Here is a 26,421-nt window from a genome sequence, read left to right on the forward strand (position 1 = left end):
ATCCATAACGAGGTCTGGCGCCATGCCGCGCTTGCGCAGAACAGGGGCTGACCTGCCAGGGCGTGCCGCCGCCGCGCTTGCGCCCAGCGGGCTCATCCTGCGCGGCGGGCTGAATTTCACATCGGACGAGCAGCGGCCGACGGGGCCGGGCGGGCATCCGGCGGCCGCGCTGCTGCTGGTCGGCAATGCCGGCGCCCGCTACTGGCAGGGTTTCACGCTTTGGCGCGCGCGGCAGGTCCGGCCGCTTTCCGACCCGCTCGACAGTTGGTCGCGCGCGGTGATCGGGGCGGCGGCCCGAGAGATCGGCGCGCGCGTCCTGATGCCCAACGACAAGCCCTTTGCGCCGTTCCAGCAATGGGCGATGCGCGCCGAGGGGTTGAGGCCGTCGCCGTTGGGGCTGTTGATGCATCCGCGCTATGGCCTGTGGCACGCCTTTCGCGGCGCGCTGCTGCTGGAAGCCGCAATCTCGCCCCAAGCGCTTCTGGAACTGAACCGGGCGGGCGGCGGGGCGCGGCATCCTTGCGATCTTTGCGCCGGAAAGCCTTGCCTGAACGCATGCCCGGTCGCGGCCCATACCGGCAAGGGCTTTGCCCATGCGGCCTGCGTTTCGCATGTCCGCAGCCGCGACGGAACCGCCTGCGCCCGGCATTGCCTGGCCCGCAATGCCTGCCCGCATGGGACGGAATGGCGCTACCCGGCCGAGGTTCAGGCGTTTCACCAACGCGCCTTTGCCGGAGCCTGAAAGCAACGGCCCCTCGGTCTTTCAGGGCAGCACCAGGGGCTTGCGCTCGCCCCGCTCCTGCTGCGGCGAGCGGGCATAGAGCTCGCGATAGCATTTGGCGAAATGTGAGGCCGAGACGAAGCCGCAGGCCACGGCGACCTCGATCACCGGCAGGGAGGATTGCATCAGCAGATGCCGGGCGCGGTCCAGCCTGATCTCCAGATAGTAGCGCGCCGGAGAGCGGCCCATCTCCTTGTCGAACAGCCGCTCGATCTGGCGGCGCGACAGGCCGACATGGTCCGCGATACCCACCAGGGACAACGGCTCGGCAAGGTTCGCCTCCATCAGTTCGATGATCGACAGCACCTTGGGATGCTGCACGCCCAGCCGGGCGCGCAGCGGCAGGCGCTGGCGGTCGCCAGGGCTGCGGATGCGGTCGGTCAGCAATTGCTCGCAAACCCGGCTGACGACCTCGTCGCCGAAATCGTCGCCGATCAGTTGCAGCATCATGTCCAGCGCCGCGGTGCCGCCGGCACAGGTATGGATATTGCCATCCACCTCAAACAGATCGGCATAGACCTCGGCCGTGGGGAAGGCTTCGGCAAAGCCGGGCAGGTTTTCCCAGTGGATGGCGCAGCGCCGGCCGGAAAGCAGTCCCGCCCGGGCCAGCACATGGGCGCCCGTGCACAGGCCGCCGACGGCGATCCTGCGGCTGCTGAGCTCGCGCAGGAAGGCAAAGACGGATTTCTGCTGGTAGGTCTCGATGTTGAGCCCCGAGCAGACGATCATCATCGCCGGCCGCTCGGGCCCGGCCAGCTTGCGCCTTTCCTCGTCCAGCGAGGTGTCGACGGTGCATTCGACCCCGTTCGATGCGCGCACCGGGCGTCCGTCGAGGCTGGCCAGCCGCCAGCGATACCCCTCATGGCCCAGCATGCGATTGGCGGCGCGCAACGGCTCGAGCGCACTGGCAAAGGCCATCATGGTGAAATCGGGCACCATGAAGAAGACGATCGAACGCTTGACAGCGCCGTCGTGGGTCACCTGCGCTCCCTCCTCCCGAAGCAGACCGCCGGCATGCGATGCCGCGGTCGTCAAAGCGTCCGCCGGAACGAGGATTACCGTCAATAGCGCCGAACGGCCCTGCCCTGCGACATGGTGCCGCCGGCTTGCAATCCCCGCCGAATCGGCAGCGCGCAGCCCCGTTGCCACGTACGCGCTTCGCGCCGGCGCCGGGCAAAGACCGGCACGATCACGGCCGCCGCGATCGGGGCGACGATCGGTCGGTGTGATCGTCCCGGGCCCGGCCCCGCGCGGCAGGACAGCCCGCGCATGCGATGGCGCGAAAGCAGGGGCGCCGTCTCGGAGCTCTCCGATATCCCATCTTTGCCGCGAGGAGCCGCGGCCGATGCCGTGGCCGGTCAGGGAAACGCCCAATCCCTGGCTGCCGGGTCGGCAGATCCGGCATCTGCGGGGGCTGCGGCGTCGCAAATGCTCCGCCACGCGCTGCTGCTTATGCCTCCCGGCCGGCTATCGAAAAGCACCGCCGCGACTGCCTCGGCCTGCGCTTCAAGGGCCCCCGCCGGCCCGCCGATCTGATGGCGCGAGCCGCTGAGCGCCGAGACCAGGAAGCCGCCGATGATGGCGGTATAGAGCCCCTGCGCCGGGCTCGCGCCGGAGGCGATGGCGATGGCCATGGATAGCGGCAGCGCCACGATGGCGACGGTCAGCCCGGCCAGGGCATCGGCGCGCAGCTCGGCCGCGCCATAGCCCTCGCGCAGGACGGTGAGCAGTTTCGGGGTGAACAGCGGCGCAAATCCGGGCGCCGCGATGGCCTGTTGGTTCATCTGGGGCCGCACCTCGGTCAAGGAGGCGGCGGGATCGTCGGCTCTCGTCGGCGGTCGCCGTGGGCACGCCCGAAGACATGGCCCGCGCTGTCCGCTTCCTGGCCTCGGATGTGGAACCCGTCGGGCAGGACATGGATCGGAAACCGGCGGATGAACTCGTCGGTGGTCAGCCGCATCACCTTCTGCCGGTCGCCCACACTTCTTGATTCAGATGTCCCGTATCACAGAGATCGCCCAGCGCCGCGAAGATCGGCACGGGGCAGCAGACCTTGCACCGCTTGGCAAAGGCCCAGATGTCTGCCGGTCAGCGATCCGCCAGCCGATACCCGACGCCGGGCTCGGTGAAGATCCAGCGCGGGTCGGCGGCATCGTCGCCGAGCTTGGCGCGGAGCTGGCGGATATAGACGCGCAGATACTGGCTGTCGCCGGCATGGGCCGGCCCCCAGATGGCGCGCAGGATCATGTCCTGCGTCACCAGCCGGCCGGCATGGCTGGCCAGAAGCCAGAGAAGGTCGAACTCCTTGCGGGTCAGGTGCAGGTCCTCGCCCGCCAGGCTTGCCCGGTGGTCGGCCGCGTCGATTGCCAGCGGGCCGAGGGTCAGCACCGCGGGCGCCGCCTCGGCCGCGCGGTCGCGCAGAAGGCCGCGCAGGCGGGCGAGCAGCTCGCCCGTCGAGAAGGGCTTGGTGACATAGTCCTGCGCGCCCGCGTCGAGCGCGGCGATCTTGCCGGCCTCGTCGCTGCGCACGGACAGGACCAGCACCGGAACCGCGGACCATTCGCGCACCCGCTTCAGCACCGTGATCCCGTCGGCGTCCGGCAGGCCCAGGTCCAGGATGATCGCCGCCGGCGCCTCCTTGGCGGCAAGGGCCACGCCCTCATGCGCCGTCGCGGCCTCCGAGACCAGATGCCCCTCGGCCTCCAGCGCCACGCGCAGGAAGCGGCGGATCGGGGTTTCGTCCTCGACGATCAGGATGCGGGCGGCGCTCAATGGGACAGCTCCGGGTTGGTCAGCGGCAGTTCGATGGCGATCCGGGTGCCGCGGCCGTCGGCATGGACCGGCTCGGCCCGGATCGTGCCGCCATGGGCTTCGACGATTCCCTTGCAGATGGCAAGGCCGAGGCCGGTGCCGCCCTGTCCGCCGTCGCCCTGCCCGACGCGCCAGAACATGTCGAAGACCTGGCCCGCCGCGCCGGGGGGAAGGCCGGGGCCCTCGTCCTCGATCGCCAGGGTGGCACGGGCGCCCTGGGTGCTGGCGGAAATGCGGATCGGCGTGCCGGGACCGGCATATTTGCGCGCATTGTCCAGGATGTTGACCACGACCTGCTCGATCAGGATCGGATCGACATGGGCGGGCGCCATGTCCTCGGGGATGGTCACCATGACCGGGTTGTCGCGCAGCGGACCGCGCAGCCGGTGCCGCGCCGCGCCCACCAGCTCGCGCAGGTCGGTCGGGACGGCGTTCGGGCGCAGCGCGCCATGGCCCAGCCGGGTCATGTCGAGCAGGTTCTGGATATAGCGGTCCAGCCGCTCGCCCTCTTCGCGGATGGTCTCGACCAGGATGTCGCGCCCCTGGGGGCCAAGGCCGGGCTGGTCCAGCCCCTCGGCCGCGCCCAGGATCGAGACCAGCGGCGTGCGCAGGTCGTGGCTGACCGAGGACAGCAGCGCGCTGCGCAGCCGCTCGGTCTCGCTGGCGACCCGGCTTTGCGCCAGATCCTCGGACAGCCGGATGCGTTCCAGCGCCAGCGCCACCTGATCAGCCTGCGCCTCGAGCAGGCGGCGATCCGCCGGACTCGGCTCGCGCCCGTCCTCATAGGCAATGCCCAGCGTGCCGAGGCGCCGCTCGGCCCCGGACAGCGGCAGGAACAGCCAGCGCGAGGCCGGCAGCGTTCCCGACCCGCGCCCGGCCGGCTCGCCATGGTCGAAGGCGTATTGCGCGGCCGATCGCTCTCGCGGTTCCAGCCGGTCCTCGGGCGGAAAGGCGCCGGCGATGGCAAGCGCACCGCCTTCGTCGGGGACCAGCAGGATCGACTCGCATTCCAGCACCGTCGCCACATGGCTGACCGCCGCCCAGACCACATCGTCGAAGGCGGCTGCCCCGGCCGCCTTGCGCGAGAAATCGTAAAGCTTGCGGGTCCGGTCCGCGATGGCCCGCTGCGCGATCACCCGGTTGCGCAGCCGCGCGGCCAGGTTGCCGGTCAGGATCGAGGCGGCCAGGAACAGCGTCAGCGTCAGGAACTGGCCCTGATCCCAGATCTTCAGCGTGAACCGAGGCGGCGCGAAGAAGAAGTTATAGGCCAGGAAACTCAGCCCCGCCGTGGCGATGGCGGGGCCGAGCCCCAGCCGCGACGCCACCGCCACCACCGTCGTCATGTAGATCAGCGACAGGCTGAGCACCGGAACCAGCCGATCCGCGGCCAGCGCGACAAGTGTCGCCGCCGCGACCGCGGCCAGCAACATGGCGGCCTGGCGCAAGGCTTTCGGCATGTCGGGGGCCGGCTGCCGGCCGCGCTGGCGCAGGGGCTTCTCGTCGTCGCCGACCAGCAGCAACTCGAACGCCTCGGCCTGCCGGGTCAGGCCGGCGAGAACCTGTTCGTGCGGGGTCGGCAGCAGGCGGCGGGCAAGCCAGGGGCGCCGCGGCGGGCGCGGCAGGACGATCCGGCGGATGTTCTGGCGGCGGGCGAAATCCAGCACCTCGGAGACCGCATCCCCCTCGACCTGCAAGGTCGAGATATCGGCGCCGAGCCTTTCCGCCAGGCGCAGTGCCGGGCCGGCTTCATCCTGGCCATCGGCCCGGCGGTTCTGTTCGTCGCGCAGGCTGGTCAGCGCCAGCACGAACCATTCCACCCGCGCCCGGTCGGCCGAACGCTTGCCGATGCGGATGGCGTCGCGCCCCACCGCCCCTTCCGGCAAGAGCACCAGGATACGCTCCTGCGTCGGCCATGGCCCGGCGATGGCATTGGCGGCCATATGCTCTTGCAACTGGGCATCGACCCTGTCGGCGGCCGTGCGCATGGCCAGTTCGCGCAGCGCGGTCAGGTTGCCCTTGGCGAAGAAATTCGCCACCGCACGCGCGGCCTGGTCCTGGACATAGACCTTGCCCGCGCGCAGTCGGGCGATCAGCTCGTCCGGCGGCAGGTCGATCAGCTCGATCTCGTCCGCCATTTCCAGCACGCGGTCGGGGACCGTCTCGCGCACGCGAACCCCGGTGATGCGCGCGACGGTATCGTTCAGCGTCTCGACATGCTGGACGTTCAGCGTGGTATAGACGTCGATCCCCGCCGCCAGCACGTCCTCGACATCCTGCCAGCGCTTTTCGTGCCGGCCGCCGGAGAGGTTGGAATGCGCCAGCTCGTCGATCAGGGCCAGATCGGGATGCCGGGCGATCAGGGCATCGGCATCCATCTCGTGCAGGATGCGGCCGCTGTGGATGACGCGGCGGCGCGGCAGCACCTCCAGCCCGCGCAGCAGCGCCTCGGTCTCGGCGCGGCCATGGGTTTCGACCACGCCGACCAGCACCTTGACGCCTTCGGCCGCGCGCAGCCGCGCGGCCTCGAGCATGGCATAGGTCTTGCCCACTCCCGGCGCCGCGCCCAAAAAGACCTTGAGCCGACCCCGGCCCTCGCGGCGGGCTTCGGGCAGCAGGGCCTCGGGTTCGGGGCGGCGGGGCTCGGGCATCGGTCTCCTCAGTCCGCCCCAGCAGGCGGCATGGGCGCGGCGAGGTCAAGCGCCAGGTTGGTCCGCAGCACGTTCACCCGCGACTGGCCGTAAAGCCCCCAGAGCGGGCGCGTGACATGCTGCCGGATGATCTGCTGCACGATGGCGGTATCGATGCCGCGCGCCCCGGCGATGCGTCCGGCCTGGGCCAGCGCATTCTCGGGCGAGATGTCGGGGTCGAGGCCCGAGGCGGAAGCCGTCACCGCGTCCGCCGGCGCGCCGGCGCCGTTCTGGGCCTCATAGGCGGCGCGGCGTTCGGCAACCTGCTGCTTCAGCAAGGCCGAGGTGGAGCCGAGGTTCGAGGCGCCGCTGGGCATGGTCGCGTAATCCACCGCCAAGGGGCGCGGATGCAGATAGCCCGGCCCGGTGAATTGCTGGCCGACCAGCGCCGAGCCGACGATCCGGCCGTCGCGCAGGGCCAGGCTGCCTTGCGACAGGCCCGGCGCCACGGCGCGGGCCAGCCCGGTCATCGCCAGCGGATAGGCCAGGCCGGTCAGCAGGATCATCGCGACCAGCATGGCCAGCGCCGGGCGGATATGCGTCATCATGGCGTGCTCTCCCTATGCCAGCCCCAGCGCGGTCACGCCCATGTCGATCAGCTTGATGCCGACGAAGGGCGCGACGATGCCGCCAAGGCCGTAGATGGTCAGGTTGCGCCGCAGCAGGGCTGCCGCGCTCGCGGGCTGGTATCTCACCCCGCGCAGGGCCAGCGGGATCAGCGCGACGATGATCAGCGCGTTGAAGATCACCGCCGACAGGATGGCGCTTTGCGGGCTCGACAGGCGCATGACGTTCAGCACGCCCAAGCCCGGATAGGCCGCGACGAACACCGCCGGCAGGATGGCGAAATACTTCGCCGCGTCGTTGGCGATGGAAAACGTCGTCAGCGCCCCGCGCGAGATCAGCAGCTGCTTGCCCACCATCACCACCTCGATCAGCTTGGTCGGGTCGCTGTCGAGGTCGATCAGGTTCGCGGCCTCCTTGGCGGCGGGCGTGCCCGAGTTCATCGCGACGCCCACATCGGCCTGCGCCAGCGCCGGCGCGTCGTTCGAGCCGTCGCCGCACATCGCCACCAGCCGGCCGCCGGCCTGTTCGCGGCGGATGTAGTCCAGCTTCATCTCGGGCGTGGCCTCGGCCAGGAAGTCGTCCACCCCGGCCTCGGCGGCGATGGCGGCGGCGGTCAGCGGGTTGTCGCCGGTGATCATCACCGTGCGGATGCCCATGGCCCGCAGTTCCGCAAAGCGTTCGCGCACGCCGGGCTTGATCACGTCCTTGAGGTGGATCGCGCCCAGGATACGCTCGTTCTCGGCCACCAGCAGCGGGGTGCCGCCCGAGCGCGCGATCTCCTCGATCCGGGCGTGCAGCGCGGCGTCGGCCTTCTGCCCGGTGAAACGCTCGATGGCATCGACGGCCCCCTTGCGCAGCCGCATGCCGGGGAAATCGACGCCGGACAGCCGGGTCTGGGCCGAGAACGGCACCGGCTCGGACCCCGGTTCGGGGATGCGGGTCACGTCCTTCAGCAGCCTCTCGGCCAGTTCGACGATGGACTTGCCCTCGGGCGTTTCGTCCGAAAGCGAGGCCAGGAAAGCCGCCATCGCCAGCTGGCGCTCATCGGTGCCGCGCGCCGGGACGAAGGCATCGGCCATGCGGTTGCCGAAGGTGATGGTGCCGGTCTTGTCCAGAAGCAGCGTGTCCACGTCGCCCGCCGCCTCGACCGCGCGGCCCGACTTGGCGATGACGTTGGCGCGCACCAGCCGGTCCATGCCGGCGATGCCGATGGCCGACAAGAGCCCGCCGATGGTCGTGGGGATCAGCGTGACGAACAGCGCGGCCAGGGTGATGACGGGAATGACGACGCCCGAATAGCGCGCAAAGGGCTCCAGCGTGACGGTCACGAACAGGAAGATCAGCGTCAGCCCGGCCAGCAGGATGTTCAGCGCGATCTCGTTCGGGGTCTTCTGGCGCTCGGCCCCCTCGACCAGCGAGATCATGCGATCGAGGAAACTCTTGCCCGGCTCGGCGGTGATGCGGATGACCAGGCTGTCCGAGACGATCCGCGTGCCGCCCGTGACCGAGGAACGGTCGCCGCCGGATTCGCGGATCACCGGGGCGCTTTCGCCGGTGATGGCGCTTTCATCGACCGAGGCGACGCCGCGGATCACCTCGGCATCGGTCGGGATCAGGTCGCCCGCCTCGACCAGGACAAGCTGGCCGGCGCGCAGGCCCGAGGAAGGCACCTGGCGCGGGGCCTGGTCCTCCTCATGCGCCATCAGCTTGACGACGGTTTCCGCCTTGGTGGCGCGCAGGCTGTCGGCGCGCGCCTTGCCCCGACCCTCGGCCAGCGCCTCGGCGAAATTGGCGAACAGCACGCAGAGCCACAGCCAGAAGGCGATTTGCAGGCCGATGCCTGCGCCCTCGATCCCGAAGGCGAGATCGCGCAGCGACAGGATGGTGGTCAGCGCGGCGGTGACGGCGGTGACGAAGATCACCGGGTTGCCCATCAGCGCACGGGGATGAAGCTTGTGGAAGGATGCCCTGAAGGCCGTGCCGTAAAGCCCGGATCGGGCGGTGATGTCGGGGGACATGTGATCGTCCTTGCTTGGAAGAGGGCGCGGCCCCGTGCGGGCGGGGCTGCGGTGTCAGAAGCTCTGGCCGGCGCTCAGCGCCGTCTGTTCGGCGACCGGGCCAAGTGCCAGGACCGGGAAGAAGGTCAGCGCCCCCAGGATCACCACGGTCAGCACCAACAGGGTGACGAACAGCGGCCCATGCGTCGGAAAGGTGCCCGCCGTGACCGGGCTTTGCTGCTTGCCGATCATCGAGCCCGCGATGGCCAGCATCGGCACGATGATCGCGAAACGGCCCAGGATCATCAGCAGCCCCAGCGCGGTGGTCTGCCAGGGCAGCGCCGCGCCCCAGCCCGCGAAGGCGGAGCCGTTGTTGCCGACCGCCGAGGCATAGGCATAAAGCGTCTCGGACAGGCCATGCGGCCCCGCCTCCTGGATGGCCGCGGCCGCCGTCGGGACGGTGACCGAGATCGCGCCGCCGACCAGGATGCCCAGCGGCATCGACAGGAAGGCCAGCATGGCCAGGGTGACCTCGCGCGCCTCGATCTTGCGTCCCAGGTATTCCGGGGTGCGGCCGACCATCAGCCCGGCCAGGAACACCGCCAGCACGACGTAAAGCAGCATGCCGTAAAGCCCCGCGCCCACGCCGCCGAAGATCACCTCGCCGATGGCCATGTTGATGATCGGCACCATGCCGGACAGCGGCATGAAGCTGTCATGCATGGCGTTGACCGAACCGTTCGAGGCAGCCGTGGTCACCTGGGCCCAGAGCGCCGAGAGGCCGGTGCCGAAGCGCATCTCCTTGCTCTCCAGGTTGCTGGCCAGGCCAAGCGCCGGGTTGCCGCCGCTTTCGCCCAGCCAGATCGCCAGCAGCCCGGCGAGGAACAGCACGCCCATGGCGGCATAGATCGCCCAGCCCTGGCGCCGGTCGCGCGCCATGCGCCCGAAGAGGAAGCAGAAGCCGACCGGGATCAGCAGGATCGCCAGGCATTGCGCCATGTTCGACAGCACCGTCGGGTTTTCCAGCGGGTGGGCCGAGTTCACCCCGAAAAAGCCGCCGCCATTGGTGCCGAGCTGCTTGATCGCGATCTGGCTTGCGACGGGGCCGCGCGGGATCACCTGCTGCGCGCCCTCCAGCGTGGTCGCATGCGCCCCGCCCAGCAGCGTCTGCGGCACGCCTTGCAGGATCAGAAGGATCGCCAGGATCACCGACAGCGGCATCAGCACATAAAGCACCGAACGGGTCATGTCGGCCCAGAAGTTTCCCAAGGCCATTCCCTTGGGTGCGGTGAAGCCGCGGATCACCGCGACGCCGACCGCCATGCCGGTCGCGGCCGAGACGAAGTTCTGCACCGTCAGCCCCATCATCTGCGACAGATGGCTGAGCTGCGCCTCGCCCGAATAGGCCTGCCAGTTGGTGTTGGTCACGAAGCTGACCGCGGTATTGAACGCGAGGTCCGGGCCAAGCGCGCCGATGCCCTCGGGGTTCAGCGGCAGGAACTGTTGTAGCCGCAGGATCAGGTAAAGCACGACGAAGCCCAGAAGATTGAAGGCCAGCAGCGCCAGCGCATAGCCGCGCCAGCCTTGCCGGACACCGGGATCGATGCCGCAAAGGCGATAGAGCCCGCGCTCGACGGGGCCGAGCACGGGGGAAAGAAAGGTGCGCTCGCCCGCATAGACGCGGGCCATGAACGGCGCCAGCGCCCAGCCGCCCGCCGTCAATGCGGCACAGAACAGGACATATCCGATCAGGTCTTGCATCGGCGCGCCTCAGAACCGGTCCGGGCGCAAGAGCGCGAGGATGAGGAAGACGAAGATCCCCGCCGAGACGGCGAGGCCCAGGATAAGGTCGAACATGGGCGCCCTCACGATCTGTCGATCAGGCGCAGCGCCCCGGCAAAACCGGCGATGCCGATCATGCCGAGCGCGAGATAGACGATGTCTGCCATGGCAGGACTCCCGCTTCTGTCATGGCGAAGGAATCGCGCAGGCGGGCGTCAAGAAACCATGCGGAAGATCGGCCGCAGGCGTAAAGACGGCGTAAAGGGCGGCGATGATGCCTCCATGTTGGGCGATACCGCCGCCCCGGCCATGGGGCGATGCCATGCGCGGGGCCGGTCGGCGTGGCAGATCCCGGCATTCCGTGAACGGTCCCGTGGATGACCGGCCTGTGAAAGACCGGGTCTCGGCCTGCGGCTGTCCCATGGCATTGAAACCAGCCGCCCTGGCGCGGCCGCCATATTGGCGAACGCGGTTCCGGAATGGTTCCGCGCTGACGCCTTTCCAGCCGAGAGTGAGGATATGAGATCGCCCCGCGGTCGAGCGGTCCGCCATCATCGCATTGCGCCCCGCTCTCCCCAATAACCGGCCGTCACATGGCACCCTCCGTTCCGGTCTTGGCGGCACCCCGCCGGGGCAGCGCCTCGCTAGACCCCGTCCGGCAGCTTGGAGCGCATCATCTCCCGGCGATCGAGCCGGTCGCCGTCCACGACGAACGTGCCGTCGCCCACCGCATGCAGGGTGCGCCTCTCCTCGCGCGCCGCGTCGATCCAGGCCGCCGCGCCCTCCAGCACGACGATGCTGTGGCGCTCGACGATGTCGATGACGCGGCATTCGATATTGGCCAGGCAATCGCGGATCAGCGGCGCCCCGACATGCCTTGCCTTGGCACGGGTCAGGCCGAACCTCGCGAACTTGTCGGTATCGGCGCCCGAGCAGGTCCCGATCCCGACGACGGTGTCGATCAGGTCCACCGTCGGGATGCCGATCACGCATTCCCGCCTGTCGCACAGGGCTGCCCAGGAATGGTTCCACGGTCCTGTGGTGATGGCGAAGATCGGCGCGAAATCCATCACCATGGTCCAGGTGATGGTCATCACGTTGTCCTTGCCGCCGTCATGCGTGGTCACAAGGGTGACCGGCCCCGGCTCGATCAGCGTGAAGGCGCGGCTCAGCGCCAGTTCTTGCATGGCATCCTCCTTCATGCTTCCGTCATACCCCCTGCCGCCGCCATCCGTGACGCGGATGCGCGATTCCGTGAAAGAAGTCGCTTCCGCGCATCATGCCCCATTTTTTCGCCCGGCATGGCGCATGATTGCCCGGTCCGATCATGCCCGAGCATACCGCAACGATCCGATCCCGCATTTCCTGCTTTGCCACGAGGTTGGTATCGAAACGGGCCGCCCTCGCCTTGCCCATTGCCCCGCAAGCCCGGTCGAGCCGAAACCCTTTCAAGCCCGGGCCGGCCGTGCCGGACGAGGCCTCGGAAAGCGGCATGGCGACGGCACCTCTCCCCGGTCAAGGGGAAGCCCGTCCCTGGCCGGCGCGTATAGGGGCAGGCTGCTTGACCTGAGCCCGCAAGCCGATCTGACCGCCCTGTGCGCGCATCTGCCCACCTATCGTCACCAGGTGGCCTAGCCAGAGTGATCCCCGGCGCCTTGCTGCTGAGCGAGGCGCCGAAGCACCCTTGCCGCGCCGCTGCCATATCGTTGCCGATGCGGGGGTGGCGGGGGACTGTCGCGCCTGCGGGCGGCGGGCCATCGACCAGGCAGACCCCGCCGACCGGCCGCATCGCTAGGATGTCTGGCGCCCGGGATGGGCAGGCGCCGAGGCGGGTGCGTTGATGCAGTCGCGCAGCTCGGCCAGCGTGCGGCGGATGCCCGCCTCGATGGGCGTGATCGGATGCGCGCCCAGCCAGTCCGGCACCGGGTCCGAGACCAGATCCGCCGGGATGCGCAGCGGCGGGCCGTCGATGGCGATGCCGTCCCAGCCGCTCTGCCGGGCAAGCTCGGCGGTGAAGTCCTGCATCCCGCGCGTGTCGCCGGCCATGGTCAGCATCGTCGCGCCCCGCATCGGCCGCAGCATCGCTGCGGCCAGCAGCCGCGCCACGTCGTCGACATGCACGAAGCCCACCCGGCCCGAGAAGCGGATCACCGCCGGCTCACGCCGGACCGAGGCCGCCAGCGCGATGGACGGCCCGGCCGCGATGCCGCTGCTGATCCCCGGCCCGTAGACGATATAGGGCCGCAGCCCCAGGCTGGATACCCCGTGATCGGCGGCATGAACCCGCGCCAGCCCCTCGACCGCCAGCTTGGTCACGCCATAGACGGTCATCGGCTGCGGCGCCGTGGCGCTGTCCGGCCCGAACACCCCGGCGGTGCTGAGCCAGGCCACCGGCACCCGCAGCCGGCGCGCCAGTGCGAAGACATGCGCCGAGCCCAGCATATTGACCCGCACCGCCCGCGCCGGATCGGCGGCGCAATCGACGGTCATCAGCCCGGCCAGATGCACGATGCCGTCGCAGCCCTCGCCGGCATGCGCCAGCGAATCGGCATCGGTCACGTCCCCCGCCGCCGCCTCATAGCCATCCGGCAGAACCGCACGGCGAATCGCGGATTCGAGGTCGAAGAGGCGCGGGACGATGCCATGCGCCGCCAGCGCGGCCGCCACCCGCAGGCCGATGAAACCGGTGCCGCCGGTCAGAAGAATGCGGCGCGGCCGCCTTGTGTCCTGTGTCATGCTGTTTCCTCCCGCCCGCATTGTATGGAATGATATTCAATTATAAAAGTATCTTCCATTTTAATGCCACCTGTGGCAAGTTCCGCGGCGCATCGGGGCAAGGAGGAGGGATCGCGCATGACGGCCACGGCTTTCGACGAAGAGGTCGATCTTCTGGTGATCGGCGCAGGCGCAGGCGGTATGACGGCGGCGCTGAGCGGCGCGATCGCCGGCCTGTCGGTGCTGCTTTGCGAAAAGACCGGCATGGTCGGCGGCACCACCGCCACTTCGGGCGGCACGACCTGGGTGCCGGGCACCGAGCTGAGCCGCCAGGCCGGGGTGCCCGACCGCGCCGAGGATGCCGCCGCCTTCCTGCGCCATGTCGTCGGCAACCGCGGCGGCGATGCGCGGCGCGCGGCCTTCCTGGCCGCGGGGGCCGAGGCCATCGCCGATCTTGAACGCCATTCAGAAGTCCGCTTCGTCGCTGCCGCCGCGCATCCCGACTATCTGGACGGGCCCGGCGCGGCCTATGGCGGCCGGGCGCTCGCGCCGGTCGAATTCGACGGCCGGCTGCTCGGGGCCGATTTCGACCGGGTGCGGCCGCCGCGCGACGTGTTCATGGGTCTGGGCGGCATGATGGTCGCGCGCGGCGAGCTGGGGGCGCTGCTCGCCCCCTTTGCCAGCACCGGCAACCTGACGACCGCGCTGAAGATCCTGCTGCGCTATGCCCGCGACCGGCTGGGCCATCGGCGCGGCACCCGGCTGCTGATGGGCAATGCGCTGGTGGCGCGGCTGTTTTTCAGCCTGCGCCGGCGCGCGGTGCCGATCTGGTTCGACAGCCCGCTGGCCGATCTCATCCGCGACGGGCAGGCGGTGATCGGCGCGGTGATCGAAACCCCGGACGGTCAGCGCCGCATCCGGGCGCGGCGCGGCGTGGTGCTGGCCACCGGCGGCATCGGCTGGAACCGCACCCTGCGCGGGCGGCTGTTCCCGCCACAGATCGCCCCCTTCTCGCAGGCGCCCGAGGGCAATAGCGGCGACGGTATCGCCTTGGCCATTGAGCGCGCCGGCGCGGCGCTGGACGATGGCTGCGACAGCGCCGGGCTGTGGATGCCCTGTTCGCTGCTCGGCCGTCCGGACGGGTCGCAGGCGGTCTGGCCGCATATCATCCTCGACCGCGCCAAGCCGGGGCTGATCGCCATCGGTCGCGACGGCCGCCGCTTCGTGAACGAGGCCGGCAGCTATCACGATTTCTGCATGGGCATGATCCGCGCCGGCCTGTCCGAGGCCTGGCTGGTGGTCGATTCCGGTTTCATCCGCCGCTACGGGCTGGGGCTGGTCCTGCCGGGCGGGCGCGGGTTGCGGCGGCTGCTGCGGCAGGGCTATCTGCGACGCGCAGGCAACCTTGACGCGTTGGCAGCCGCCATCGGGGTCGATGCGCAGGGGCTGGCCGAAAGCGTCCGGGCCAACAACCGCTTCGCGGAAACCGGTTCCGACGCCGATTTCAGCCGCGGCTCGACGGTGGTGAACCGCTTCAACGGCGATCCCGAGGTCAAGCCCAATCCCTGCCTGGGCCCGATCCGGCAGGCGCCCTTCTATGCGCTGCGGGTGGTTCCGGTCGATCTGGCCGGCAGCGGCGGGCTCGACTGCAATGCCGAGGCGCAGGTTCTGGACCGCGAGGGCCGGCCGATCCCCGGGCTTTACGCCTGCGGCAACGACGCCGCCTCGATCTTCCGCGGCACCTATCCGGGGCCCGGCACGACCATCGGCCCGGCCATGGTCTTCGGCTGGAAAATTGCCCGGCAGCTGGCGGAGCAGGGCTGATTTTCCGCCCTTGCCGGAAAACCGCCAACCGCCGGCCATCGGGCCGATTCCGCAAGCGGCAGGCATGGAAATCAAACCCCTGCCCGGAATCACCGCCTCATTCCGGCTCATCCCGGCGCTAATTAATTAACATCATGTTAACACAAAGCGTAAAACTGTCTTTGACGTTATTCATCGGTTTTGCGACCTTTTGTCACAGACCGCGCAATCAGAGGAGCTGGCGTGGTCAGCTTCAGGGAGGTTACCCATGACCGCTTCACCGGCCATCGCGCCCAAGGGCAGGCATCAATCCGGCAAGGCTGCGGCCAGCGGCTGGATCGGCTCTGCGCTGGAATATTACGACTTCTTCATCTACGCCACCGCCGCCTCGCTGGTGTTTCCGCAGATCTTCTTCCCGTCGGAAAACCCGCGCGTCGCCATCGTCGCCTCGTTGGCGACCTATGGCGTGGGCTATGTCGCCCGGCCGATCGGCGCCTTCGTGCTGGGCCATTGGGGCGACACCCATGGTCGCAAGAACGTGCTGATCCTGTGCATGTTCCTGATGGGCATCTCGACCCTGCTGGTCGGAATCCTGCCGACCTATCAGCAGGTCGGCATCCTGGCCCCGATCCTTCTGGTGATCCTGCGGCTGGTGCAGGGCTTCGCCGTGGCGGGCGAGATCTCGGGCGCCAGCTCGATGATCATGGAACACGCGCCCTTCGGCCGGCGCGGCTTTTTCGCCAGCTTCACGCTGCAGGGCGTGCAGGCCGGCCAGATCCTGGCCGCCGCCGTCTTCCTGCCGCTGGCGCATTACATGCCCGACGAGGCCTTCAACAGCTGGGGCTGGCGCATCCCGTTCCTGCTGAGCTTCGTCGTCATCATCGCCGGCTGGATCATCCGCCGCGAGGTCGAGGAAACCCCCGCCTTCCGCGAGGAGGAGGCCCAGCACGCCACCCCGCGCTCGCCCGTGGTCGAGGCGATCCGCACCACCTGGCCGGACATGATCCGCGTGATCTGCATGGCGCTGATGAACACCATCCCGGTCGTCGCCACCGTTTTCGGCGCCGCCTATGCCGTGCAGGCCGCCTATGGCATCGGCTTCCACAAGGACGTCTATCTGTGGATCCCGGTCCTGGGCAATATCGTCGCCTGCCTGGTGATCCCGCTGGTCGGCAACCTGTCAGACAAGATCGGCCGCCGCCCGCCCATCATCGTCGGCGCGCTGGGGTCGGGCCTGCTGGCCTTCGGCTATCTCTATGCCATCTCGATCCATTCGGTGCCGCTGGCGATCCTGATGTCGCTGCTGATGTGGGGCGTGGTCTATCAGGGCTACAACGCGGTTTTCCCCAGCTTCTACCCCGAGTTGTTCCCGACCCGGACCCGCGTGTCCTCGATGGCGATCTCGCAGAACATCGGCACCACGATCACCGCGCTGCTGCCGGCGCTGTTCGCCACCGTCGCCCCTCCGGGCTCGACCAATGTGCCGCTGATGGTGGGCTCGATCACCTTCGCCATCTGCTGCATCGCCGCCGCCGCGGCCTGGTCGGCGCGCGAGACCTACCGGGTCCGCATCGAGGACCTGGGCAGGCCGGATGCCGCGCCGGTGCCCAAGGCGGAATACGACCACCTGCGGACCGAGACCGTGGCCAGCCGCTGAACCCCACCCGCAAGGCCCCGGTTCGTCCGGGGCCTTCGTCCCTGACCAGGATCGGCCCGGTCAGGAAAGGCCGCATCAAGAAAGGCAAGGCATCATGATCCGCGGAACCACCAGACTGATCGCGCATCTGGGCTATCCGACCACGACCTTCAAATCGCCGATGATCTACAATCCGTGGTTCCAGCGGCGCGGCATCGATGCTGTGGTGGTGCCGATGGGCTGCAAGCCCGAGGATTACCCCGATTTTCTGCGCCTGCTGTTCCGGCTGTCGAACATCCACGGCGCGCTGGTCACCATGCCGCACAAGGTCACCACGCTGGCGCTGGCCGACCGCGTCTCGGTCACCGCCCGCATCGCCGGCGCGGCGAACGGGCTGCGGCTGGCCGAGGACGGCGCGCTCGAGGCCGACATGTTCGACGGCGAAGGCTTCGTGCGCGGGGTGCTGAACAAGGGCCAGGCGTTGCAGGGCCGCTCGGCGCTGGTGGTCGGCTGCGGCGGTGTCGGCTCGGCCATCGCCGCCTCGCTGGCCCGGGTGGGCGTGGCGCGGCTGGCGCTCTATGACCCGATGGGGGCCAATGCCGAGGCGCTGGCCGGCCGCATCGCCGCCGCCTATCCCGGCATCGTGCTGGAGACCGGCGCGAACGACCCGGCGGGCTTCGACCTGGTGGTGAACGCCTCGCCGCTCGGCATGAACGAGGGCGACCCGCTGCCCATGGACCCCGAGCGTATCGACCCCGCGACCTTCGTCGGCGAGGTGGTGCTGAAATCCGAAATCACCCCGCTGCTCGCCGCCGCCCGCGCCCGCGGCTGCCGCTATCAGATCGGCACCGACATGCTGTTCGAGCAGATCCCGGCCTATCTGGAATTCTTCGGCTTCCCGAAACCCAGCGTCGCCGAGCTGCGCGAAAGCGCCGCGATCAGCTATTGATCCGGGCCGCCGGGGCCGGCCGGGTCACGCCCCGGCGGCCTCGGCAAAGGCCCGCGCTTCGGCCGGGGCCATGCCCAGCCCGCCGGCGGCGGAAAGGTCCAGATCCGGGAAATCGCGCGCGACCAGCGCCGGCAGCGGCTGGCCGCCGGATTGCGCCTCGGCGCAGAGCGCCTTGATCCTGGCCTGCGCCTCGGGGCGCGGCATGTGGCGGGCCAGGGCGAAGGTGAAGGCCTCGGCATGGATCAGCCCGGTTCCGTCGTCGAGCCCGCGCGCCATGGCCTGCGCATCGGGGGCGATGCGGCCCGCCAGGTCCAGCGCCAGCGCCAGCGCCCGGCCGGTCGAGATGCAGAGCTGCGGCAGGGTCAGCCATTCCACGAACCAGGCCGCGCCGTCGCGCTGCTGGCGATGGATGCCGGCGCCCTGGAGGGCCGCGGCCAGCGCCACCGCCTGCCGTGCCAACGCCACCAACACCGAGGGTCCGACCGGGTTCTGCTTTTGCGGCATGGTCGAGGAGCCCCCTGCCCCGGCAATGCGGATTTCGCCGATGCCGCTTTGCGCCATCAGGATCAGGTCCTCGCCCATCTTGCCGAGGCTGGCGCAGAGCCCGGCCATCCAGGCAGCGAAACCGCCGATGCGGTCGCGTTCGGCATGCCAGCTATGACCGGGGTCATGCAGGCCAAGCGCCCCGGCCAGACCGGCGCGCACGGCCGGACCCTCGGCCCCCATGGCCGAGAGCGTGCCCGCCGCCCCGCCCAGCGAGACGGTGGCAAGCTCGGGCGCCAGCGCCTGAAGCCGCGCGCGGTGGCGCAGCAGCGGATGGCCCCAGCCGGCGACCACGGCGCCGAAGCTGGTCGGCGTCGCAGCCTGCCCGTAGGTCCGCGCCGCCAGCGGCAGTTCGGCATGGTCGCGGGCCAGCCGGCCGAGCGCGGCGGCAAGCCGGTTGAGCCTGCCCTCCCAGATCGCGGTCAGCCGGCGCAGGCGCAGCGCCAGGCCGGTGTCCATGATGTCCTGGCTGGTCGCGCCCCAATGCAGGTATTGCGCATGGTCGGGCGCCTCCATCGCCTTGCGGAAGGCGGCGACGAGCGCCGGCACCGGCACGCCGTTGGTCGCGGTCTCGGCGGCCAGCGCGGCGGGGTCAATCTGCACCTCGCGCGAGGCGCGGTCGATGAAGGCGCCGGCAGTTTCCGGGATCAGGCCCAGCCTGCCCTGCACCCCGGCCAGCGCGCCCTCGACCAGCAGCATGGCGCGGATCTCGGCGCTGTCGGTGAAAAGCGCGGCGGTCTCGTCATCCGAGAACAGGCTGCGATAGAGGGTGCTGTCGGCGGCGGCGGCGGGCATCGGTCGGTCCTTTTGCAATGGCAGGACCGGGGGGCCGTCTGCCCCCCGGACCCCCCGAGGATATTTGGGCACGAAAGAAGATGCGAGGCTCAGGCGGCGACCGGGCGCAGGCCGAGGATCTGCCTTGCCTGCCGCCATGTCGCGACGGGGCGCTGGTATTTCTCGCACAGCGCGACGGCACGTTTCACCAGCGCGGCGTTCGAGGGGGCGAGCCTGTCGCGGTCGAGGCGGACATTGTCCTCGAGCCCGGTGCGGGCATGGCCGCCCGCGCCGATCGCCCAGTCGTTCAGCACGATCTGGTTCGGCCCGATGCCCGCCGCGCACCAGGGCGCATCGGCACCGAAAAGGCGTTTCACCGTATGGACGTAATAGTCGAAGACCTCGCGGTCGGCGGGCATGGCGTTTTTCACCCCCATGACGAATTGCACATAGGGCCGGTCCTTGATCTGGCCCGCCTGCCACATCTGATGCGCCTTGAGGATATGCGACAGGTCGAAGGCCTCGATCTCGGGCTTGATGTCGTATTTCGCCATCTCGCCGGCCAGCCAGTCCACCAGGTCCGGCGGGTTCTCGTAGACCCGGGTCGGGAAATTGTTCGAGCCGACCGAGAGCGAGGCCATGTCGGGCGCCAGCGGCAGCATGCCGCCGCGTTCGCGCCCCGCGCCCGAGCGGCCGCCGGTCGAGAGCTGGACGATCATGCCGGGGCAATGCGTCTCGATCCCCTCCTTGAGACGCCCGAAGCGTTCGGGGTCCGAGGTGGGCCTGCCTTCGTCGTCGCGGACGTGGCAATGGGCGATGGTCGCGCCGGCCTCGAAGGCCTCATGGGTGGATTCGACCTGCTCCTCGATGGAGATCGGCACCGCCGGGTTGTTGTCCTTGGTCGGCAGCGAGCCGGTGATGGCGACGCAGATGATGCAGGGGGTCGCGGTCATGGCCTTGCCCTCAGATGTCGAAGAAGACGGTTTCGTTTTCGCCCTGCAACTTGATGTCGAAGCTGTATGCGCCGGGACCGGTCCGTTTCGCCAGCAGGGTCTGGAGACGTGCCTTGTGCTCGATCCGGGCCAGGACCGGGCATTCGGCATTGGCCGCCTCCTCGTCCTCGAAATAGATCCGGGTCTGGAGCCCGAGGTTGATGCCGCGCGCCACCAGCCAGATACTGATATGCGGCGCCATCGGCCGGCCGTCCGGGAAGGGCACGCGGCCCGGCTTGACCGTCTCCAGCCGCCAGATGCCGGTGTCGAAATCCGCCGCCACCCGCGCCCAGCCGGTGACGTTCGGATCGGCGGGGCCGCGCGGGTCGTTGCCGGGATAGAGGCCCTCGGCATCCGCCTGCCAGGTTTCGAACAGCGCGTCGCGCAGGATCATGTCGGCGCCGTCGATGACGCGGCCGGAAATGGTGATGCGCTGGCCCTTCGCGCCCTCGCGGATCGGCGAGAGGCCGAGATCCTGCGGATAGATGCCGGGATTGCCGAGCGCGTTCGGCACCAGGCCGATATGGACATAGGGGCCGGCGGTCTGCGAAGGCGTTTCCTTGAGATAGTCCAGCCCTTGCATCACATCCCCTCCTTGCGGTTTTCGAAGAACGACTGGCGGCGGCCGCGCAGCACGATGTCGAACTTGTAGGCCAGGCAATCCATCGGGATCGCCCGGTTCATGTCCAAGGGCGCCACCAGAGCCTGGATGGCGCGGTCCTGGCCGATGGTGTTGACGATCGGGCATTTCGCGATCAGCGGGTCGCCCTCGAAATACATCTGCGTGATCAGGCGCTGGCCGAAGCCGGTGCCGAAGACCGAGATGTGGATATGCATCGGCCGCCAGTTGTTGACATGGTTCGGCCAGGGATAGGCGCCGGGGCGGACGGTGAGGAATTCATAGCGGCCGTCCGGCCCGGTCAGCGTGCGCCCGCAGCCGCCGAAATTCGGGTCGAGCGGCGCCAGGTAGCCATCCTTCTTGTGGCGGTAGCGGCCGCCGGCATTGGCCTGCCAGATCTCGACCAGCACGTTCGGCACGCCGCGGCCGTTCTCGTCCAGCACCCGGCCGTGCATGATGATGCGTTCGCCGATGGCAGGCTGGCCGGTGAAGTTCATCACCAGGTTGTTGTCCAGCACCCCGATCATGTCATGGCCGAAGGCGGGGCCGGTTTCCTCGCTAAGCGTCGAGCCGAGCGCCACCAGCGCGCGATGCGGGGCGCGGGTCATCGAGGTCTTGTAGCCCGGCGTATAGGCCGGCGGGTGCCAGTCGCGGTCGCGGAAGAACAGCGGGCCGCGGTCGATTGCATTGCTGAGGGTCATCGCTTGGCCGCCTCCATCTCGGCAAAGGTCTCCTTGGCGATCTTGATCGCGTGATTGGCGCGCGGGACGCCGGCATAGATGGCGACATGCAGCAGCGCCTCGATCACGTCGCCGGGCGTGGCGCCGGTATTGGCGGTGGCGCGGATATGCATGGCCAGTTCGTGGTCGTTGCCCAGCCCCGCCAGCAGCGCGATGGTCAGCATCGAGCGTTCGCGCGGGCTGATGGTGTCGCGCGACCAGACCGAGCCCCAGGCGGATTCGGTGATCAGCGTCTGGAACGGCGCGTCGAGATCGGTCTTGGCGGTCTCGGCGTGGTCCACATGGGCGTCGCCCAGCACCCTGCGGCGGGTGGCCATGCCCTGGTCGTAGCGGTTGGTCATCGGAGATGGTCCTGAAGGAAAGGGGCCAGCAGCGCGGCCCATGCGGCGGGGGTTTCAACGCAGGGCAGATGGCCGGCGCCGGGAATGACGTGGAAATCCGCGCCGGGGATCAGTTCGGCGGTGCCGCGCACCAGGTCCGGCGGCGAGGAGCCGTCCTGGTCACCGGCGATCACCAGCGCGGGCAGGCGCAGGCCGGCGGCGGCTTCGGTCAGGTCGGCGGCGGCGATGGCCTCGCAGGCGGCGATGTAGCCCTGCGCGTCGCAGCGGGCCAGCATGTTGCGCCAGGGATGCAGCGCGGGCGTGGCGCGGAAGGGCGGTGCGAACCAGCGCTCCATCACCGCATCGGCGATGCTGGCGACGCCGCCGGCGCGGATGGCGGCGATGCGGGCGTTCCAGATCTCGGCCGTGCCCATGCGCACCGCGGTGTTCGACAGGACCAGCGCGCGCAGCACCTCGGGCCGGGCGGCGGCCAGCGCCTGGCCGATCATGCCGCCGATGGACAGGCCGACGAAGACCGCCGGCCCGCCGGTGGCCTCGATCAGCGCCGCGGCGTCCTCGGCCAGATCGGCGATCGAGACCGGCCCGCCGGAATCGGACAGGCCATGGCCGCGCTTGTCGTAGCGGATGGCACGGATGCCCGGCAGCAGCGGCAGCACCGCGTCCCAAAGCCGCAGGTCGGTGCCCAGCGAATTGGCGAAGACCACCGGCAGCCCGTCCTCGGGCCCGTCGATCCGGTAATGCATCGCTCCCCAGGGGCGCATCAGAACTTGCATGGGACCTCCTCTCTCACCCATAATCTGCCACGGCCTGTTCCGGTCGAAAAATGCAAAATGAGCGGCCATGTATAATCATCCAGTTATGCACCCGGCGATCAAGCTGCGTCATATCCGCGCCTTCCTGGACATCGCGGCCGAGGGCGGGCTGTCCGCCGTCGCCCGCCGGCAGGGCATCACCCAGCCGGCGCTGTCGCGCACGCTGGCCGAGCTGGAGACGCTGCTGGGCCAGGCGCTGTTCCTGCGCCAGGGGCGGCGGCTGGTGCTGACGGAACAGGGGGCGCTGTTCCGCCACCATGCCGCGCAGGCATTGCAGGCGCTGGAGGCGGGCGCGGCGGCGCTGCGGCCGGGGACCAGCGGCACGATCCGGGTCGGCGTGCTGCCGACGGTGGCGACGCGGTTCTTTCCGCAGGTGGTGCTGCGGCTGCGGAAGATCCTGCCCGAGGTGATGCTCGCGGTCGAGACCGGACCGCATCACTACCTGATCCGCATGCTGCGCGCGGGCAGCATCGACCTGATGATCGGCCGCCTGCCCAGCCCCTCGGAAATGGCGGGGCTGAGCTTCGATCACCTTTACGAAGAAGATGTCGTGCTGGTCGCGCGCGCCGGCCATCCCGCCGCCGGCCGCCCGGCCGCCGAGGCGCTGCGCGATGCGGCGCTGATCCTGCCGCCGGCGACGGCGCTGATCCGCGCTTCGGTCGATGCCTATCTGGCCTCGCTGGGGCTGACCAACGCCCGGCCGCTGGTCGAGACGGTGTCGCTGGCGCTGGGGCGGGGGATCTGCCTGGCCTCGGACAGCCTGTGGTTCATCTCGCGCGGGGTGGTGCTGGACGAGATCGAGGCCGGCCTGCTGGTCGAATTCCCGACCGGGGCGCGGTTCCTGTCCGGGGCGGTCGGCATGACCCGGCGCCAGGCCGCCACCACGCCGGGCCTGGCGACGCTGGAGCAACTGGCGCGCGAGATCGCCGGCCGCACCGCCGGCTGACGGCCAAGACGGCCAACGGCGCGATGGGTGCCACCCTTCTGCCCTGCCCGTCGATCTGGACTTGGGCTTGGCCCTGCCGCATCAGGAAGACCTGCACCTTCTCGCGGTGGCGGCGGGGCGAAATCTCTCAGTCGTGCAGCCGCGCCCGGTCCCGGATCCGCTCGCAAGGCACCAGGTCCGGCAAGGCCGAGGTCTCGCCGAACAGGGTGAAACCCAGAATTTGCGACGACAATCCCATGCAGGAATAATACCATCCTATGCCGCCAGCGTCCATTCGCAGACCGGCCGATCCCGGCTAGCAAGGCCCGAACTGGAAAGAGAGGGGAGACGGATCATCGCCATGGACACCCAGGTCGTCATCATCGGCGGCGGGCCTTCGGGCCTGCTGCTGTCGCAGCTTCTGAACCGCGCCGGCATCGCCACGGTCATCCTGGAACGCGCCAGCCGCGCGCATGTGCTGTCGCGCATCCGCGCCGGCATCCTGGAATGGGGCAGCGTCGCGCTGCTGCGCGAGGCCGGGGTCGGCGCCCGCATGGATGCCCAAGGCATCCCGCATGACGGCGCCTGGCTCACCGATGCCGAGCTGATGGTGCATGTCGATTTCAAGGCGCTGACCGGCCGGCAGGTCATGGTCTATGGCCAGACCGAGGTCACGCAGGACCTTTACGACGCGCAGGACGCCATGGGCACCACCATCCTGCATGGCGTCGAGGAGGTGCGCATCCTCGATCTCGACGGGCCGCAGGCGGCGGTGGAATTCACCCAGGGCGGCCAGCGCAAGCGGCTGACCTGCGCCTATGTCGCGGGCTGCGACGGCTTTCACGGCGTCTCGCGCAAGACCATCCCCGAGGACCGGCGCCGCGAATTCGAGCGGGTCTATCCCTTCGGCTGGCTCGGCATCCTGTCGCGCACGCCGCCGGTCGCCGAGGAGCTGATCTATGCCAATTCGCCGCATGGCTTCGCGCTGGCCTCGATGCGCAACCACAGCCTGGTGCGCTATTACGTGCAGGTGCCGCTGAGCGATCGGGTCGAGGACTGGAGCGACCAGCGTTTCTGGGCCGAGTTCGCCCGCCGCATCCCTTCGCAGGCCGCCGCCCGGCTGGTCACCGGTCCCTCGATCGAGAAATCCATCGCGCCGCTGCGCAGCTTCGTGTCCGAGCCGCTGCGCTGGGGCCGGCTGTTCCTGGTGGGCGATGCGGCGCATATCGTGCCGCCGACCGGCGCCAAAGGGCTGAACCTGGCGATTTCGGACGTGTTCTATCTGCACCAGGCGCTGATCCAGGCGCTGAAACGGGGCGACGAGACCGGCATCGACGCCTATTCCGGCCGCGCCCTGGCGCGGATCTGGAAGGCGATGCGCTTCAGCTGGCAGATGACCATGATGCTGCACCGTTTCGACGACGAGGACGGCTTCGCCGCCCAGATGCGCCGCGCCGCCCTCGCCCATCTGGCAGAGTCCGAAACCGCCAGACGCGAATTGGCCGAGAACTACGTCGGCCCCCAAGGATGAGGGAGCGAAACGGCTTCAGGCCACGCATGGCGAGGAGCAAGCCTCTGTAAAGGGAAGCGGGATTCCCGGCACTCTGTCGCGGCTGGCTTCAGCCTCGGTCCCTTGCCGCAATGCTGAAGGGCCGGACACCATCAGGACGCCGCGCCATTGGCGCGGCGTTCGAGGACAAGCCGGGAAACCGCGCTTCCAGCGCCCCGCGAATCGCCGCAGAGACGGGCATTTTCCGCATATGCGCGAGATCGGCAAAGACCGAGACGAAACGCGCCGCGAAGCAATCTCGGCCGGTCTGCCATCCCTCGACGATCAGCGCGACAGAGCTTTTTCCGACAGCTTCGGGCCACACACGGCATTCCAGAATCTCGCCAGGCCGCACGGGCGCGGTAAAGTCATATTCCATGTGGACGAAGGGCATCCCGAAGCCTTGGTGAACGTTCATGTGATACCATCCCTTTCCGTCCAACAGATCGTCCCAGAAAGCATCCAGCGCATCCAGTGCGAAATCTGCAAGCCGTCCGGTATAGGCAATCCGCGCCGGATCACAGTCGCCGAACGCCACTCGGTGCCGCCAGATGAAAGGTGCCGCCATCTCGCCTCCTCACATATTCGGGTAACTGGGCCCGTCACCGCCCCGGGGGCCGGTCCAGTTGATGTTCTGTCTGCCCATCGAGACGATGTATTTGCCGTGGTTGCTCATCAGGGGCGGCATCGGCCAGTTCGGGACGCGGACCTGGCCATGCGGGCCGAGGATGTAGAAACTGTCCTCCTTCACCTCGGTGCTGACCGGGGCGCCCCTGTCCTTCCAGTCCGGGATCAGCTTGTCGAGACCGGCGGTGTCCAGCACTGCGCCCGAGAGGATATGCGCGCCGATCTCCGAGCCCTTCTCCAGCAGCACCACCGAAAGCGCGGGGTTCACCTGCTTGAGCCGGATCGCCGCCGACAGCCCCGCCGGGCCGCCGCCGACGATCACCACGTCGTAATCCATCGACTCGCGTGCAATTTCGGACATGGCGGGGGGTTCTCCTGGCTGGCGGATGGGCTTGCGGCACGGGGTCGGGGGGCTCTGCCCCCGCGCCCCTGCGGCCCCTCGACGGGGCCTCAGGGGCGCTCCCCCGGAGTATTTGGAAAACGGAGAAAGCGCTCAGAGCTTGCCGGTGAGTTCCGGGACGACGGAGAACAGGTCGCCGACGAGGCCGTAATCGGCGATCTGGAAGATCGGCGCCTCCTCGTCCTTGTTGATCGCCACGATCACCTTGCTGTCCTTCATCCCCGCCAGGTGCTGGATGGCGCCCGAGATGCCCACCGCGACGTAAAGCTCGGGGGCGACGACCTTGCCGGTCTGGCCGACCTGCCAGTCGTTCGGCGCGTAGCCACTGTCCACCGCCGCCCGCGAGGCGCCCACCGCGGCGCCGAGCTTGT

25 protein-coding genes and 2 pseudogenes are annotated in these 26,421 nt (G+C 69.2%); 6 read left to right on the plus strand and 21 right to left on the minus strand.

The features are described 5' to 3' along the window. Nucleotides 1–22: 22 nt before the first annotated feature. Complete coding sequence (locus AQY21_RS18260) at nt 23–742, plus strand: 4Fe-4S dicluster domain-containing protein (protein WP_058099042.1); 720 nt, start codon at nt 23–25, stop codon at nt 740–742. A 21-nt stretch (nt 743–763) separates the two neighbouring features. On the opposite strand, the gene AQY21_RS18265 is transcribed toward AQY21_RS18260, so the two are convergent. The 12 genes and pseudogenes from AQY21_RS18265 to AQY21_RS18315 all read right to left on the minus strand — a co-directional run bounded on the left by AQY21_RS18265 (nt 764) and on the right by AQY21_RS18315 (nt 13,361). After that, nucleotides 764–1,762: a GlxA family transcriptional regulator gene (locus AQY21_RS18265; RefSeq protein ID WP_238986823.1), complete on the minus strand. Its 999-nt coding sequence runs from the start codon at nt 1,760–1,762 to the stop codon at nt 764–766. 500 nt (nt 1,763–2,262) lie between these two features. Continuing rightward, a pseudogene (locus AQY21_RS30030) lies at nt 2,263–2,565 on the minus strand (SulP family inorganic anion transporter); the annotation flags it as partial. 17 nt (nt 2,566–2,582) lie between these two features. Then, nucleotides 2,583–2,762, minus strand: a complete 180-nt coding sequence (locus tag AQY21_RS30260; RefSeq protein WP_058099044.1) for a transposase — start codon at nt 2,760–2,762, stop codon at nt 2,583–2,585. Nucleotides 2,763–2,869: 107 nt separating this feature from the next. Then, a complete protein-coding gene (locus AQY21_RS18280; RefSeq protein ID WP_058099045.1) occupies nt 2,870–3,553 on the minus strand; it encodes a response regulator in 684 nt (227 codons plus the stop codon). Then, complete coding sequence (locus AQY21_RS18285; protein ID WP_058099046.1) at nt 3,550–6,240, minus strand: sensor histidine kinase KdpD; 2,691 nt, start codon at nt 6,238–6,240, stop codon at nt 3,550–3,552. The genes AQY21_RS18280 and AQY21_RS18285 overlap by 4 nt, the downstream gene beginning before the upstream one ends. 8 nt (nt 6,241–6,248) lie before the next feature. Further along, nucleotides 6,249–6,827 carry a potassium-transporting ATPase subunit KdpC gene (gene kdpC / locus AQY21_RS18290; protein WP_058099047.1) on the minus strand — a complete coding sequence of 193 codons (579 nt, stop codon included), beginning with the start codon at nt 6,825–6,827 and terminating at the stop codon, nt 6,249–6,251. 12 nt (nt 6,828–6,839) lie between these two features. Next, nucleotides 6,840–8,864: a potassium-transporting ATPase subunit KdpB gene (gene kdpB, locus AQY21_RS18295; RefSeq protein WP_058099048.1), complete on the minus strand. Its 2,025-nt coding sequence runs from the start codon at nt 8,862–8,864 to the stop codon at nt 6,840–6,842. Nucleotides 8,865–8,918: 54 nt separating this feature from the next. Beyond that, nucleotides 8,919–10,604, minus strand: coding sequence for a potassium-transporting ATPase subunit KdpA (kdpA, locus tag AQY21_RS18300; RefSeq protein ID WP_058099049.1), 1,686 nt, complete (start codon nt 10,602–10,604; stop codon nt 8,919–8,921). A 9-nt stretch (nt 10,605–10,613) separates the two neighbouring features. Further along, the gene (gene kdpF, locus AQY21_RS30265; protein ID WP_058099050.1) at nt 10,614–10,700 is read right to left on the minus strand and encodes a K(+)-transporting ATPase subunit F; all 87 of its coding nucleotides are present in this window, start codon (nt 10,698–10,700) and stop codon (nt 10,614–10,616) included. 569 nt (nt 10,701–11,269) lie between these two features. Continuing rightward, the gene (locus AQY21_RS18310) at nt 11,270–11,812 is read right to left on the minus strand and encodes a flavin reductase family protein (RefSeq protein WP_152988267.1); all 543 of its coding nucleotides are present in this window, start codon (nt 11,810–11,812) and stop codon (nt 11,270–11,272) included. A gap of 22 nt (nt 11,813–11,834) precedes the next feature. Further along, entirely contained in the window at nt 11,835–12,119 is a 285-nt protein-coding gene (locus AQY21_RS28760; protein ID WP_152988268.1) for a hypothetical protein, read from the minus strand. Nucleotides 12,120–12,416: 297 nt separating this feature from the next. After that, nucleotides 12,417–13,361 carry an NAD(P)-dependent oxidoreductase gene (locus AQY21_RS18315; protein ID WP_058099052.1) on the minus strand — a complete coding sequence of 315 codons (945 nt, stop codon included), beginning with the start codon at nt 13,359–13,361 and terminating at the stop codon, nt 12,417–12,419. Between the two features lie 117 nt (nt 13,362–13,478). Here AQY21_RS18315 and AQY21_RS18320 point away from each other — a divergent pair, with 117 nt between their 5' ends. The 3 genes from AQY21_RS18320 (at nt 13,479) to AQY21_RS18330 (ending at nt 17,728) form a co-directional block, all read left to right on the plus strand. Further along, the gene (locus tag AQY21_RS18320) at nt 13,479–15,164 is read left to right on the plus strand and encodes an FAD-binding protein (protein WP_058099053.1); all 1,686 of its coding nucleotides are present in this window, start codon (nt 13,479–13,481) and stop codon (nt 15,162–15,164) included. 247 nt (nt 15,165–15,411) lie between these two features. Continuing rightward, on the plus strand, nt 15,412–16,800 hold the full coding sequence (locus AQY21_RS18325; RefSeq protein ID WP_058099054.1) for an MFS transporter: 1,389 nt from the start codon (nt 15,412–15,414) through the stop codon (nt 16,798–16,800). A 94-nt stretch (nt 16,801–16,894) separates the two neighbouring features. After that, nucleotides 16,895–17,728, plus strand: coding sequence for a shikimate dehydrogenase (locus tag AQY21_RS18330; RefSeq protein WP_058099055.1), 834 nt, complete (start codon nt 16,895–16,897; stop codon nt 17,726–17,728). Between the two features lie 24 nt (nt 17,729–17,752). Here AQY21_RS18330 and AQY21_RS18335 read toward each other — a convergent pair whose 3' ends face one another. The 6 genes from AQY21_RS18335 to pcaD form a co-directional block, all read right to left on the minus strand. Beyond that, nucleotides 17,753–19,066: a lyase family protein gene (locus AQY21_RS18335; RefSeq protein WP_058099056.1), complete on the minus strand. Its 1,314-nt coding sequence runs from the start codon at nt 19,064–19,066 to the stop codon at nt 17,753–17,755. A gap of 89 nt (nt 19,067–19,155) precedes the next feature. After that, complete coding sequence (locus AQY21_RS18340; protein WP_058099057.1) at nt 19,156–19,998, minus strand: 3-keto-5-aminohexanoate cleavage protein; 843 nt, start codon at nt 19,996–19,998, stop codon at nt 19,156–19,158. Between the two features lie 10 nt (nt 19,999–20,008). Then, nucleotides 20,009–20,620: a protocatechuate 3,4-dioxygenase subunit alpha gene (gene pcaG / locus AQY21_RS18345; protein ID WP_058099058.1), complete on the minus strand. Its 612-nt coding sequence runs from the start codon at nt 20,618–20,620 to the stop codon at nt 20,009–20,011. Beyond that, on the minus strand, nt 20,620–21,357 hold the full coding sequence (gene pcaH / locus AQY21_RS18350) for a protocatechuate 3,4-dioxygenase subunit beta (protein ID WP_058099059.1): 738 nt from the start codon (nt 21,355–21,357) through the stop codon (nt 20,620–20,622). The genes pcaG and pcaH overlap by 1 nt, the downstream gene beginning before the upstream one ends. Further along, on the minus strand, nt 21,354–21,737 hold the full coding sequence (gene pcaC, locus AQY21_RS18355) for a 4-carboxymuconolactone decarboxylase (protein ID WP_058099060.1): 384 nt from the start codon (nt 21,735–21,737) through the stop codon (nt 21,354–21,356). Before pcaC ends, pcaH begins: the two co-directional genes overlap by 4 nt. Then, a complete protein-coding gene (gene pcaD / locus AQY21_RS18360; protein WP_058099061.1) occupies nt 21,734–22,510 on the minus strand; it encodes a 3-oxoadipate enol-lactonase in 777 nt (258 codons plus the stop codon). The genes pcaC and pcaD overlap by 4 nt, the downstream gene beginning before the upstream one ends. A 67-nt stretch (nt 22,511–22,577) precedes the next feature. Here pcaD and AQY21_RS18365 point away from each other — a divergent pair, with 67 nt between their 5' ends. Together AQY21_RS18365 and pobA are read left to right on the plus strand one after the other, a co-directional pair. Further along, the gene (locus AQY21_RS18365) at nt 22,578–23,495 is read left to right on the plus strand and encodes a LysR substrate-binding domain-containing protein (protein WP_065169957.1); all 918 of its coding nucleotides are present in this window, start codon (nt 22,578–22,580) and stop codon (nt 23,493–23,495) included. 340 nt (nt 23,496–23,835) lie between these two features. Beyond that, entirely contained in the window at nt 23,836–25,005 is a 1,170-nt protein-coding gene (gene pobA / locus AQY21_RS18370; RefSeq protein ID WP_058099063.1) for a 4-hydroxybenzoate 3-monooxygenase, read from the plus strand. Between the two features lie 88 nt (nt 25,006–25,093). On the opposite strand, the gene AQY21_RS18375 is transcribed toward pobA, so the two are convergent. The 3 genes and pseudogenes from AQY21_RS18375 to AQY21_RS18385 all read right to left on the minus strand — a co-directional run. Next, complete coding sequence (locus tag AQY21_RS18375) at nt 25,094–25,591, minus strand: thioesterase family protein (protein WP_058099064.1); 498 nt, start codon at nt 25,589–25,591, stop codon at nt 25,094–25,096. A 72-nt stretch (nt 25,592–25,663) separates the two neighbouring features. Then, nucleotides 25,664–26,011, minus strand: a pseudogene (locus AQY21_RS18380) (FAD-dependent oxidoreductase); the annotation flags it as partial. A gap of 132 nt (nt 26,012–26,143) precedes the next feature. Further along, nucleotides 26,144–26,421: electron transfer flavoprotein subunit alpha/FixB family protein (locus tag AQY21_RS18385; RefSeq protein WP_203416562.1), on the minus strand; the 278-nt coding region annotated here is incomplete at its 5' end.

The organism is Paracoccus sp. MKU1 (assembly GCF_001447385.1).
In the GTDB taxonomy this organism is placed as follows: Bacteria; Pseudomonadota; Alphaproteobacteria; order Rhodobacterales; family Rhodobacteraceae; genus Paracoccus.

Excerpts from the sequence above, each read along its gene's own strand:
- AQY21_RS18325 (WP_058099054.1), top strand. The coding sequence starts at position 15,412 with ATGACCGCTTCACCGGCCATCGCGCCCAAGGGCAGGCATCAATCCGGC.
- AQY21_RS18375 (WP_058099064.1), bottom strand. The coding sequence starts at position 25,591 with ATGGCGGCACCTTTCATCTGGCGGCACCGAGTGGCGTTCGGCGACTGT.
- pcaH (WP_058099059.1), bottom strand. The coding sequence starts at position 21,357 with ATGACCCTCAGCAATGCAATCGACCGCGGCCCGCTGTTCTTCCGCGAC.
- AQY21_RS18320 (WP_058099053.1), top strand. The coding sequence starts at position 13,479 with ATGACGGCCACGGCTTTCGACGAAGAGGTCGATCTTCTGGTGATCGGC.
- pcaG (WP_058099058.1), bottom strand. The coding sequence starts at position 20,620 with ATGCAAGGGCTGGACTATCTCAAGGAAACGCCTTCGCAGACCGCCGGC.
- pcaC (WP_058099060.1), bottom strand. The coding sequence starts at position 21,737 with ATGACCAACCGCTACGACCAGGGCATGGCCACCCGCCGCAGGGTGCTG.
- AQY21_RS18315 (WP_058099052.1), bottom strand. The coding sequence starts at position 13,361 with ATGACACAGGACACAAGGCGGCCGCGCCGCATTCTTCTGACCGGCGGC.
- AQY21_RS18365 (WP_065169957.1), top strand. The coding sequence starts at position 22,578 with ATGTATAATCATCCAGTTATGCACCCGGCGATCAAGCTGCGTCATATC.
- AQY21_RS18285 (WP_058099046.1), bottom strand. The coding sequence starts at position 6,240 with ATGCCCGAGCCCCGCCGCCCCGAACCCGAGGCCCTGCTGCCCGAAGCC.
- AQY21_RS18330 (WP_058099055.1), top strand. The coding sequence starts at position 16,895 with ATGATCCGCGGAACCACCAGACTGATCGCGCATCTGGGCTATCCGACC.
- kdpA (WP_058099049.1), bottom strand. The coding sequence starts at position 10,604 with ATGCAAGACCTGATCGGATATGTCCTGTTCTGTGCCGCATTGACGGCG.
- AQY21_RS18340 (WP_058099057.1), bottom strand. The coding sequence starts at position 19,998 with ATGACCGCGACCCCCTGCATCATCTGCGTCGCCATCACCGGCTCGCTG.
- AQY21_RS18335 (WP_058099056.1), bottom strand. The coding sequence starts at position 19,066 with ATGCCCGCCGCCGCCGCCGACAGCACCCTCTATCGCAGCCTGTTCTCG.
- kdpB (WP_058099048.1), bottom strand. The coding sequence starts at position 8,864 with ATGTCCCCCGACATCACCGCCCGATCCGGGCTTTACGGCACGGCCTTC.
- kdpC (WP_058099047.1), bottom strand. The coding sequence starts at position 6,827 with ATGATGACGCATATCCGCCCGGCGCTGGCCATGCTGGTCGCGATGATC.
- kdpF (WP_058099050.1), bottom strand. The coding sequence starts at position 10,700 with ATGTTCGACCTTATCCTGGGCCTCGCCGTCTCGGCGGGGATCTTCGTC.
- AQY21_RS18310 (WP_152988267.1), bottom strand. The coding sequence starts at position 11,812 with ATGCAAGAACTGGCGCTGAGCCGCGCCTTCACGCTGATCGAGCCGGGG.
- AQY21_RS18260 (WP_058099042.1), top strand. The coding sequence starts at position 23 with ATGCCGCGCTTGCGCAGAACAGGGGCTGACCTGCCAGGGCGTGCCGCC.
- pobA (WP_058099063.1), top strand. The coding sequence starts at position 23,836 with ATGGACACCCAGGTCGTCATCATCGGCGGCGGGCCTTCGGGCCTGCTG.
- pcaD (WP_058099061.1), bottom strand. The coding sequence starts at position 22,510 with ATGCAAGTTCTGATGCGCCCCTGGGGAGCGATGCATTACCGGATCGAC.
- AQY21_RS28760 (WP_152988268.1), bottom strand. The coding sequence starts at position 12,119 with ATGCCGCTTTCCGAGGCCTCGTCCGGCACGGCCGGCCCGGGCTTGAAA.